The organism is Comamonas testosteroni ATCC 11996, from assembly GCF_000241525.1.
Taxonomy (GTDB): Bacteria; Pseudomonadota; Gammaproteobacteria; order Burkholderiales; family Burkholderiaceae_C; genus Comamonas; species Comamonas testosteroni.
The window spans coordinates 224,305-234,402 of sequence record NZ_AHIL01000041.1 but is presented as its reverse complement, the minus strand read 5'-3'; the positions used below and the strand labels follow the sequence as shown (position 1 = coordinate 234,402).

The 10,098-nt window shown below is 61.7% G+C and carries 9 protein-coding genes; 5 read left to right on the top strand and 4 right to left on the bottom strand.

Annotation, left to right across the window (positions count from 1 at the left end; all coding sequences use genetic code 11):
• Positions 1–430: 430 nt before the first annotated feature.
• Together CTATCC11996_RS18490 and CTATCC11996_RS18485 are read right to left on the bottom strand one after the other, a co-directional pair.
• Positions 431–1,207 (bottom strand): enoyl-CoA hydratase, encoded by a 777-nt coding sequence (locus CTATCC11996_RS18490; protein ID WP_003079075.1) that lies wholly within the window; start codon positions 1,205–1,207, stop codon positions 431–433.
• Positions 1,208–1,228: 21 nt separating this feature from the next.
• A complete protein-coding gene (locus CTATCC11996_RS18485) occupies positions 1,229–2,188 on the bottom strand; it encodes a histone deacetylase family protein (protein WP_034349582.1) in 960 nt (319 codons plus the stop codon).
• A gap of 36 nt (positions 2,189–2,224) precedes the next feature.
• Here CTATCC11996_RS18485 and CTATCC11996_RS18480 point away from each other — a divergent pair, with 36 nt between their 5' ends.
• The 4 genes from CTATCC11996_RS18480 to mltB are packed head-to-tail and all read left to right on the top strand — an operon-like array spanning position 2,225 to position 7,485.
• Entirely contained in the window at positions 2,225–3,145 is a 921-nt protein-coding gene (locus CTATCC11996_RS18480) for an AAA family ATPase (RefSeq protein WP_034349581.1), read from the top strand.
• Positions 3,146–3,179: 34 nt separating this feature from the next.
• Entirely contained in the window at positions 3,180–4,241 is a 1,062-nt protein-coding gene (locus CTATCC11996_RS18475) for a DUF58 domain-containing protein (protein WP_003079069.1), read from the top strand.
• Positions 4,238–6,346, top strand: coding sequence for a transglutaminase TgpA family protein (locus CTATCC11996_RS18470; protein WP_003079067.1), 2,109 nt, complete (start codon positions 4,238–4,240; stop codon positions 6,344–6,346). Before CTATCC11996_RS18475 ends, CTATCC11996_RS18470 begins: the two co-directional genes overlap by 4 nt.
• The gene (mltB, locus tag CTATCC11996_RS18465; RefSeq protein ID WP_003079065.1) at positions 6,343–7,485 is read left to right on the top strand and encodes a lytic murein transglycosylase B; all 1,143 of its coding nucleotides are present in this window, start codon (positions 6,343–6,345) and stop codon (positions 7,483–7,485) included. Before CTATCC11996_RS18470 ends, mltB begins: the two co-directional genes overlap by 4 nt.
• Positions 7,486–7,554: 69 nt before the next feature.
• Here the strand turns inward: mltB and CTATCC11996_RS18460 are convergent, their stop codons facing one another.
• Positions 7,555–8,847 carry a branched-chain amino acid ABC transporter substrate-binding protein gene (locus tag CTATCC11996_RS18460; RefSeq protein WP_003079061.1) on the bottom strand — a complete coding sequence of 431 codons (1,293 nt, stop codon included), beginning with the start codon at positions 8,845–8,847 and terminating at the stop codon, positions 7,555–7,557.
• 91 nt (positions 8,848–8,938) lie between these two features.
• On the opposite strand from CTATCC11996_RS18460, the gene CTATCC11996_RS18455 reads away from it, so the two are divergent.
• Positions 8,939–9,322, top strand: coding sequence for an Hsp20/alpha crystallin family protein (locus CTATCC11996_RS18455; protein WP_003079058.1), 384 nt, complete (start codon positions 8,939–8,941; stop codon positions 9,320–9,322).
• 128 nt (positions 9,323–9,450) lie between these two features.
• On the opposite strand, the gene CTATCC11996_RS26340 is transcribed toward CTATCC11996_RS18455, so the two are convergent.
• Positions 9,451–10,074 carry a hypothetical protein gene (locus CTATCC11996_RS26340; protein WP_236597802.1) on the bottom strand — a complete coding sequence of 208 codons (624 nt, stop codon included), beginning with the start codon at positions 10,072–10,074 and terminating at the stop codon, positions 9,451–9,453.
• Positions 10,075–10,098 lie beyond the last annotated feature (24 nt).

Below are 10,098 nucleotides of genomic sequence, written 5' to 3'. Positions count from 1 at the left end.
ACGCGCTTGACAGGGACCAATACCTTCATTGCTGCGGCTCCTTAATGATTACTGCATTGACGTTTACGTAAACTGGATTCATTTTATGCGGCACCGCAACACTCTCTGCACAATTTTCCAGACAATCTGCCCGGAGATCTGTGCAGCAGCCTTCGCAGATGGAATGGCATAAAAAAGAACGACCGTTCAATTTTATGCACAAGCCTTGCGAAATCATGGGTCTCAGATGGGTCAAATCAGGGTAAAACCTAGGAATTGAGTCCATCAGTGCCATGCCTGCATCCAGATAGGCCTCACAGTAACACTGCCGAAAAGCGGCCTCGTCGTTCAAATGGACGGGCCGAAAACACAAGGTTTAGCGCGGCAAACAACGCCATCCATGCAGCTCAGCCTGCCCAACAACGAAGGCAGGAGAGCGCAAATCCAGGGTTTAAGGCCAACGAGGCCTGCGCTTTTGTGCAAAAGCCTGAGCGCCTTCCTGCGCGTCGGAATCCAGCATATTGGTGGCCATGGTCTGCCCCGCCAGCTGATAGGCTGACTCCAGGCCCATTTCACGCTGACGATAGACCAGTTCCTTGCCCATTCTGATGGCCACCCGGGGCTTGCTCACAATGGCAGACACCAGCTCCTCCACGGCAGCATCGAGCCGCTCCGGTTCGACCACACGATTGAGCAGACCGTAGTGCAGAGCCGTCTGCGCATCGATGAACTCACCCGTCAGCAGCATTTCCATGGACTGTTTGATGGGCATGTTGCGCACCAGGGGCACGCTGGGCGTGGAGCAGAACAAGCCGTATTGAATACCGCTGGTGGCAAAGCGAGCCTCGCTGCTGGCCACGGCCAGATCACACTGCGCCACCAACTGGCAACCTGCAGCCGTTGCAATGCCCTGTACTCTTGCAATGACGGGAACGGGCAGCTTCTGAATCGAGAGCATCATGCGGCTGCACTGGGCAAACAGCTGCTGGTAGTAAGCCAGCTCCGTATGGGCAGCCATGTCCTTGAGGTTATGCCCGGCGCAAAAGGCCTTGCCTTGTGCGGCCAGCACCACTACACGCGCCTGCTCGTTCTTGGCCACAGCATCCAGCGCCGACTGAAGAGCCACGAGCATTTCACTGCTCAAGGCATTGAAACGCTGCGCGTCGCTCAGCGTGATGCGTGCCACGCCGCGCTCGTCCTGAGTCAGTTGCACCAAGGAATCGCTCATTGCTGTCACCCTGCTTTCGGACTAGATATCGGCCAATACGCGCAGATGCGCTTCCACGCTGCGCGCCAGCGGGTCCATCACGTAACCGCCTTCGAGACAGGAAACAATGCGGCCCTTTGAAAAACGCCGTGCGATGTCCTTGATGCGAGCCGTGATCCAGGCAAAGTCGTTTTCCGTCATGCCGAGCTGGCCCATATCGTCTTCGCGATGCGCATCAAAGCCGGCGCTGATGAAGATCATCTCTGGCTTGAATGCCTCAAGGCGTGGAATCCACATCATCTCGATGATCTCGCGAATGTCCATGCCCTTGGTGTAAGCAGCCACAGGCACGTTGAGCATATTGGAGGCAGGATCCTTGTCGCCGCTGAACGGGTAGAACGGGTGCTGGAAGATGCCGCACATCAGCACGCGCGGATCACCAGCCAGGATGTCTTCCGTGCCATTGCCGTGATGTACGTCAAAGTCGATCACGGCCACGCGCTTGAGATGGTGGCGCTCCAGCGCATACTTGACGCCCACGGCCACATTGTTGAAAAAGCAAAAACCCATGGCCTGGTTGCGCGTGGCATGGTGACCAGGCGGGCGCACGCTGCAAAAGGCATTTTCCAGTTCGCCGGCCAGCACGGCATCGGTAGCAGCCAGCGTGGCCCCCGCAGCGCGCAGTGCGGCCTTGAAGGTGTGGCGGTTGATGGAGGTATCGGTGTCGAGCTGCCTGTGCTCTGGCCCGCCAGCCGCCAGCTCCTGCTCCAGCCGGTCGGTCAGGCCCTGCAGGGCGGCAATATGCATAGGGTCATGCGCCAGCTCGATCTCGGCCAATGATGCCAGCGGCACATTGCAGCGCTCCAGCGCATCGCCCACGCCGCTGACCAGCAGCCTGTCTTCTATCGCGTCCAGCCGCGCCGGGCATTCAGGGTGGCCCGGGCCCATCTCGTGCAACCAGCAATCCCGGTGGGTGAAATAACCTGTCTTGCCCACAGTCATGTCTCCGCTATCGCTTATTTAGGATATGTTTCTGCCATGCATGCACAGAACACAATTAATGCGCTTTTGAGTCAGCTTAACACGGTGATGGAGGGCAAGCCGGATCAGGTCAGAGACGGTGTCGCCTGTTTGCTGGCAGGCGGTCACTTGCTGATCGAAGACGTTCCCGGTGTAGGCAAGACCACCCTGGCCCATGCGCTGGCACGCAGTTTCGGCCTGCAGTTCTCACGTGTGCAGTTCACCGCCGATCTCATGCCCAGCGACCTCACGGGGGTCTCCATCTACGATCGTGGACAAGAGGCTTTTGTGTTCCACCCCGGGCCGGTGTTTGCCCAGGTATTGCTGGCCGACGAAATCAACCGTGCCAGCCCCAAGACCCAGAGTGCGCTGCTCGAAGCCATGGAGGAGCGCCAGGTCACGACCGAAGGCAAGACCCACAGCCTGCCCGCCCCCTTCTTTGTGATTGCAACCCAGAACCCTCTGGAGCAGCTGGGCACCTTTCCGTTGCCCGAAAGCCAGCTGGACCGATTTCTCATGCGAATCAGCCTGGGCTATCCCTCGCGCGATGCCGAGCGCAAGCTGCTCGCGGGCAACGGCCGCCGCGCCGCTGCCGATGCACTGCTGCCCGTCATCTCCCTGCAGCAGCTGGAGCAACTGCAGGCTGCTGCTGTTGCCGTGCATGCCAGCAACGCCCTGCTCGACTACGTGCAGGACCTGATTGCAGCCACACGCAACGGCCAGTGGTTTGCCCAGGGTCTGTCGCCACGCGCGGGCATCGCGCTGCTGCGTGCGGCCAAGACCATCGCGCTGATGGAAGGGCGCGACTATGTGGCGCCCGACGATGTGCAAGCCATATTGCCTCAGGTGATCGCCCACCGTCTGGTTCCCGTGGGCCATGCCGGCCGTGGTGCCGTGGAGCAGGTGCGCGCCATGATGCAAGCTGTGCCGCTATCTTGATGCTGCTGATGTATTTCGTCATGAATTTCATTGCATGAAGCGCTCTGCATCAAAGGGCGAGCAGCCAGAGACATCCAATATCTTCCAGCGGCTCTCACCCCGCGCCAGGGTGCGCGAGTGGATGTTTGCACGTCTGCCACGCAGCGACCAGCTCACGCTGACTCAGGGCAATGTCTACATCCTGCCCTCGCGTGCGGGCTGGGCCATGCTCGCCACGCTGATCGTGCTGTTGATTGCGGCCATCAACTACCAGCTCAACCTGGGCTACCTGCTCACGTTCCTGCTGGCAGGCAGCGCGGCCGCCAGCATGGTTGTAGGCCATAACAATTTGCGTGGCCTGCAGCTGAGCCTCAGTGGCGCAGGCACTCAAGGCAACGCGTCGGGCGGCTGTTTTGCCCATGCGCCCTGCCCCATGCATATCAGCCTGCACAATGCCCGCCGCTCGCGCCGCTGGGGCATAGGCCTCGCCTTGCACCAGACCCGGCAAAGCGCCGATCACTCCGATGCCTGGACCTGGATTGATATCCCCGAGCAGGGCAGCACCGCCGTGCAGCTGAGCTTCATGCCCACGCGCCGCGGCCGGCAGGAGCTGCCCTCCATCTCCATACTCACGCGCTACCCGCTGGGCGCATTTCGCGTCTGGGCCCTGTGGCGGCCCCAAACCTTGGTCTGGGTCTATCCCGCACCTGAAACCCATGCCCCGCCACTGCCTGCCGCCAGCCCCGAAGCCGGCGGCCGCAGCAGTGCGCAGGCACGCAGCGGTGATGAATTCGATGGCGTGCGCAGCTATCAGAATGGCGACCCGCTCAAGCTAGTGGTGTGGAAGAAAGTGGCCCAAGCCTTTGCCGCAGGCAGCCACCAGCTCGTCAGCCGCGACCGGCCCATGGCTCACCATCACAGGCTCTGGCTCGATGTGCGCCAGACCGGACTTGCCGACCATGAGGCGCGTCTGTCACGCCTTGCCGCCTGGGTGCTGATGGCTCAGCAACAAGGCCGCACCTGGGGCCTGCGCCTGCCGGGCGGGCAGGAAATCGCGCCCGCCAGCGGCGCACAGCATGCCACGCGCTGCCTCGAAGCATTGGCGGCCTGCCCATGAAAGCAACTGCCTCTTCCGTCGGCAGCAACTGGCTGCAACGCCTTACGACCCTACCGCGCGATACACGGGACACTCTGTTTCTGCTCGCCGTCATCGCCTGGATCATGCTGCCGCAGATTCAGCACACACCTTGGTGGACCAGCGCCTTTGCCGCAGCTCTGTTGCTGTGGCGTGCTCACCTGGCACTGACCGGCGCACCTCTACCCGGCCGCTGGGTGCTGGCGGGCGCACTAGCCATCGCCATTGGAGCTACCTGGGCCACGCACAAAACGATTGTGGGCCGCGATGCCGGTGTGACTCTGATCGTGATGCTGCTGGCGCTCAAGACGCTGGAGCTGCGCGCCCGGCGCGATGCCATGGTGGTGTTCTTTCTGGGCTTCTTCGTGTTGCTCAGCAATTTTTTCTATTCGCAGTCCCTGCCCACTGCTGCGGCCATGGTGCTGGGACTGATGGGCTTGCTCACTGCCCTGGTCAACGCCCATATGACAGCGGGCAAGCCGCCATTGATGCAGGCACTTCGCACCGCCAGCTGGCTTGCACTCTGGGGTGCTCCTGTAATGGTGGCGCTGTTTCTGTTCTTTCCGCGCATGGCCCCGCTATGGGGCGTCCCGTCCGACGATATGGCCGGCCGCTCGGGCCTGTCCGAGAACATGCGTGTGGGCGAAGTCGCCGCACTGGCACTCGACGATAGCGTGGCCCTGCGCATCCGCTTCGATACTCCCGGAGGCCAGGAGCCGCCCGCCAACACCCTGTACTTTCGCGGCCCCGTGCTCAGCCAGTTCGATGGCCGCAACTGGCAAGCCGACCCTGTGCTTGACGCCATGGCCATGCCTCAGCTGCGCGTGAGCGGTGAACCCGTCCGCTACCAGATGCTGATCGAGCCCAGCAAGCGCCGCTGGCTGACGCTGCTGGACGTTGTCAGGACCGAGCCCCAGATTCCGCCGGGCGCCTCGGTAGGCAGGCTGCGCATGAGCTCCAGCCTTCAGTGGCTGAGCTGGCGCCCGATTACCGACGTGCTGCGTGTCGATGCCCAAAGCTATCTCGACTTCAGCCACGGACCGCTGCAGCTCACGCCCGAGCTCAAGCGCTATCTGCAGCTGCCGGCCGGCAGCAACCCGCGCACACGGGCTTTGGGGGAACAATTGCAGGCCGAACTGCGCGCCCAGGCAGGCGCTGATACGGATACGGACAGATTGATTGCCGCCGCCCTGCAGCGCCTGAAAACCGGCGGCTACACCTACACACTGGAGCCCGGCGTGGTGGACAGCGTCCACACGGCCGATGACTTCTGGTTTGACAGCAGGCAAGGCTTTTGCGAGCACATCGCCTCCGCCTTTGTCGTGCTCATGCGCGGCATGGGAGTGCCCGCGCGCATCGTGACCGGCTACCAGGGCGGCGACCGCAACAGCGTGGACAACTACTGGACCGTGCGCAACAGCGATGCCCATGCCTGGACCGAAGTCTGGATTGCCGGCCGGGGCTGGCTCCGTGTGGACCCCACGGGCGCTGTCGCACCCAGCCGGGTCGGCCAGTTCCAGCGCCTGAGTGCCCCCCCCGGCGCCTTTGCCAGCGCCGTTGGCAACTTCGTCGATACCGGCACGCTGCAGAAGCTGCGCTCCGTCTGGGAGGCCGTCAACAACCGCTGGAACCAATGGGTGATCAATTACACACAAACCCGTCAGCTCAATCTGCTGCAGAGCCTGGGCTTTGAATCGCCGAGCTGGACGGATCTGATGCGCCTGCTGGCGGGCAGCTTGAGTGCTCTGGCGCTGCTGTGGCTGATCTGGGCCCGCGCCACACGTCTACAGCGCGATGGCTGGAGCCAGCTCATGCACGCAGCCAGGCTGCGGCTGCAGCGCGCAGGCGTGGCGAGCGGCGCCAGCGACTCTGCACGCAGCCTCTCGCGCCGCGTGCAGGAGCGTTGGGCCGAGGAATCAGCATCTGCCCCCCTCGCTGCGGCCTTATCCGACTGGTTGCTGGACATGGAGAGGCTACGCTATGCGCCATCCTCCAGCACCGAAACCAACGAACTGAAGACCTTGCGCCGACGCTGGCTGTCCATCCGGAAGCAGCGCTGGCCCTATCTCTCAAGAAATAAAACATGAGCAGCACCCTCAATAGCATCAAGCACCTTAAAGCTACAACACTGAGTACTCTGGCCCTGTGCCTGCTGACCGCCGGCGCCATCGCCGCACCGGCCAAAAAGGTCGTCCGCAAGGCGGCTCCGGCAGCAGCAGTCACGGCTGCAGCCGCTACGGCCGTGGCCTATGCCGGCCGCAGCGACGCCATGCAACTGGCCGAAGAAATCGCTGCCCGCCGCGATCTGCCTGTCGACTGGGTGCGTGCGCAGCTGAGCGAAGCGCGCAACCTGCCCGTGGTCGCACGCCTGATGACACCGGCCGGCAAGACCTTTGTGAAGAACTGGACGGTGTACCGCAGCCGCTTCATCGACCCCGTACGCATACGCGCAGGCGTGCAGTTCTGGCAGGCCAACCGCCAGGCACTCGCGCGAGCCGAGCAGCAGTTCGGCGTGCCCGCAGAGATCATCGTCGGCATCATCGGCGTGGAAACCATTTACGGTCGCAACATGGGCAACTTTCGCGTGATGGATGCGCTGGCCACGCTGGCACTGGATTTTCCGCAGGCCCACCCTCGTGCACAGGCCCGCAGCGACTACTTCCGTGGCGAGCTTGAGCAGGTACTGGTAACGGCCAGCCGCACGGGCAGCGACCCGTTTGCGCTACGCGGCAGCTATGCCGGCGCCATGGGCCTGGGTCAGTTCATGCCCACCAGCTGGGACAAATACGCGGTCGACTTTGACGGTGACGGCCGCATAGACCTGTTCAACAGCGCCACCGACGCCATCGGCTCGGTCGCCAACTACTTCGTCGGCCATGGCTGGAAGCCGGGCCTGCCCACGGCCTTTACCGTGGACATGCGCGCCCAGGGCGAGAATCTGGCAACCCTGCTGGCACCCGATATCAACCCCACGTTTACGGCCACGCAGATGGCAGAACGCGAAGTACGTGTACTGGGCGCCGACAACTATGAGCGTCCGCTGGCACTGATCGAGCTGAAGAACGGCAGCTCCGGCCCCACGGAGTACATCGCGGGCACAGAGAACTTCTACGCCATCACGCGCTATAACTGGTCGGCGTTCTATGCGCTGTCGGTGATCGAGCTGGGGCGCGAGGTACATGAAGCCTATCTGGCCAGCCAGACCGCCTCTGCTACACGCAACTAGATTAATTCGGGCTGCAGCGCTTTTTCCAACAAGCGCTGACAGCTATTGATTCAATAGTTCTCCAGCCACTCAAAAGCGCTTCATCTGGCACTGACTTGGCATCTCTGCCCTGGCTGCAGAGATCTCGCGCACTACCTTGAAGCCGTAGCCCGAGCCTTCCACATCGAAGTCCACGCCTGAGCTACCTCTCTTTTCCATCATGCCCACCACCAGCGATTGCTGAAACTGGTGGTCTGCCGCCCGCATGCTGCCCGAGCGTCCCGCCAGCTGGACCCTGGCATGCTCCAAGGCATGGGCCACGGCGACGGTGTCCGTGCTGCCGGCTTTTTCGAGGCTCTGTGCAAGAGCCTCGATCATGAGCTGCATGCGCATATGCACATAGTCGTCCTGCGGCCTGGGAAAGCGCTGACGGAAGGACTGATAGAAGGCTCGGCTCTCGGCCGTTGGCACATTGGGCAGCCAGTCGGCCACGGCCAGCACCTTGCCCACGCCGGCATCGCCCAAGGCCGCCGGAGCTCCCAGGGCATTGCCGTAGAAGGTGTAGAAGCGCCCCTCGTAGCCTGCCTCGCGCGCAGCCTTGACGAGCAGCATCAGATCATTGCCCCAATTGCCCGTGATCACGGCCTGGGCACCGCTTTGCTTGATCTTGACCGCATAGGGCGCAAAGTCCTTGACGCGGCCCACAGGGTGCAACTCGTCGCCCACAATGCGCACATCAGGCCGTTGCATGCCAAGCTGACGCCTTGCTTCGCGCAACACGGCCTGGCCAAAGCTGTAGTCCTGCCCAATCAGATAGGCACTGTGTACGGCCTTGTCGTCCTTGATGACCTCCATCAGCGCAGCCATGCGCATATCGGCATGGGCATCGAAGCGGAAATGCCAGAAGCTGCAGCGCTCGTTGGTCAGCGCCGGGTCCACGGCCGAATAGTTCAGATACAGCACACGGCGCGAAGGGTCCCGGCTGTTGTGCTTGTCGATGGCGTCAAGAAGCGCCGCCGCCGTAGCCGACGAGTTGCCCTGCATGATGATGCGCGCACCGCTGTCTATGGCCGCACGCAGCGCCGACAGTGCCTCTTCGTTCTGGCCCTTGCTGTCATAGCGCTCTATCACCAACTCATGCAGACCATCGGCCAGGCGCACGCCGCCGCGCGCGTTCACTCGCTCGGTCGCCCACAGCACATTGCGGAAAACGGCTTCGCCCGTGTTTGCAAACGGGCCCGAAAGACTCTCCACCAGTGCCAGCTTGATGGGTTGCGCAAGCTTGGCCTTGGCTGCCGCCACAGCAGCGCCAGCAATGCCGAACGGCGCGCATAGTAGTGGCAACTGCAGGTATTTCAAGGCATCACGGCGCAATTTATTCATCAAAAAAACCTCTTGAAATGTGCTTGCCACCACCTACCTATGAACCAAGCGGCAACAACGCAAGCCGCGCAGTTTAAAGGAGTTAAACACCATGTTCTTCGCCCCTGTGATGAGCCGTAATACCTTTGTATCCCCTCGCGCCGCCGACTTGGCCCTGCAACGCTTTCTGCAGGAAACCCTGGGCGCTGCAAGCCCCGTACAACGCCAGGTTCAAGTCAGTCGCGATGACCAATTCACGACCCTGACCCTGGATGTGCCAGGCCTGGCACGCGAGCAACTCAAACTCTCGCTGGAAGGTTCCGTCGCAAAGCTTGAAAGCGTGGAAGGCGCATCCCGCCAGGTGAGATACACCTGGGATCTGGGCCATGAAATCGATGCTGCCAAAAGCAATGCCAAGCTCGAGCATGGAGTGCTCACGCTGACCCTGGCCAAACTCGAGCCCCAGAGCAAAGCCGTGACGCTGAGCATCGAATAAGCGCTGTTTACGCCGACCGGCCAGCCTCATCCTTTCTTCCATCTCCTCTTAGCAAGAGGTCGGCCGGAAAGCACAAAGCCCGCAATGCCTATGCACTGCGGGCTTTCTTGTTGAGGCAATCTCAACGCCTATCTATAGGCCAGTGGCTCGCTTAAGAAGCGCCTGGGATAGCCATCGGCACCCGCAGTAAGCAGGTCGCCCATAAACAACTGGTTGTTGGCAATGCCCAGAATTGTTTTTCCGTTATCTTCATATTCGTCCGTCGCGTGGGCCTCATCCACCGCAATATTGCCCGTCGCTTTCGAGCCGGTGTAGGTCAACTCGGCACGCACGACCGGCTTCCAGCCATCTATCGTCACCGCAGCCCAGCTGATCTTCCCAGTCAGCGTCACCGAGCCCTCCAGCTGCTTGCACTGCAAATCGGAGTAGATATTGTGCGTGTACGACATGGTGGATTCCGTGAACTCAAAGCTCACAGGCATCACACCTTTCTGATCTTTCTGATAACGCCTCGATGCAGGAACCACTCCCCAGTCAGCGGTGCAATAGTTGTCCGGATAGCTCTTCCAGACACCGAGAAACGGACTGACAACACCAGGAGCTGCGACCTCGGGGACGGGACTCGGCGTCTGAGGCTGGCCGTCAGTGCTGCTCCCTCCTTCGAGACCTCCATCGCTCCCCCCACCGCCACAACCAGCCAGTGCAGCGGCCATCAGGCCCGCAACCATCCACCCAGTTCTTGGGTACTTCATATATCGCTCCCTCGTTTAATTATT

Bases quoted from the DNA above. Each gene is read 5' to 3' on its own strand.
- CTATCC11996_RS18490 (WP_003079075.1), bottom strand. From the start codon at position 1,207: ATGAGCGATTCCTTGGTGCAACTGACTCAGGACGAGCGCGGCGTGGCA.
- CTATCC11996_RS18485 (WP_034349582.1), bottom strand. From the start codon at position 2,188: ATGACTGTGGGCAAGACAGGTTATTTCACCCACCGGGATTGCTGGTTG.
- CTATCC11996_RS18480 (WP_034349581.1), top strand. From the start codon at position 2,225: ATGCATGCACAGAACACAATTAATGCGCTTTTGAGTCAGCTTAACACG.
- CTATCC11996_RS18475 (WP_003079069.1), top strand. From the start codon at position 3,180: ATGAAGCGCTCTGCATCAAAGGGCGAGCAGCCAGAGACATCCAATATC.
- CTATCC11996_RS18470 (WP_003079067.1), top strand. From the start codon at position 4,238: ATGAAAGCAACTGCCTCTTCCGTCGGCAGCAACTGGCTGCAACGCCTT.
- mltB (WP_003079065.1), top strand. From the start codon at position 6,343: ATGAGCAGCACCCTCAATAGCATCAAGCACCTTAAAGCTACAACACTG.
- CTATCC11996_RS18460 (WP_003079061.1), bottom strand. From the start codon at position 8,847: ATGAATAAATTGCGCCGTGATGCCTTGAAATACCTGCAGTTGCCACTA.
- CTATCC11996_RS18455 (WP_003079058.1), top strand. From the start codon at position 8,939: ATGTTCTTCGCCCCTGTGATGAGCCGTAATACCTTTGTATCCCCTCGC.
- CTATCC11996_RS26340 (WP_236597802.1), bottom strand. From the start codon at position 10,074: ATGAAGTACCCAAGAACTGGGTGGATGGTTGCGGGCCTGATGGCCGCT.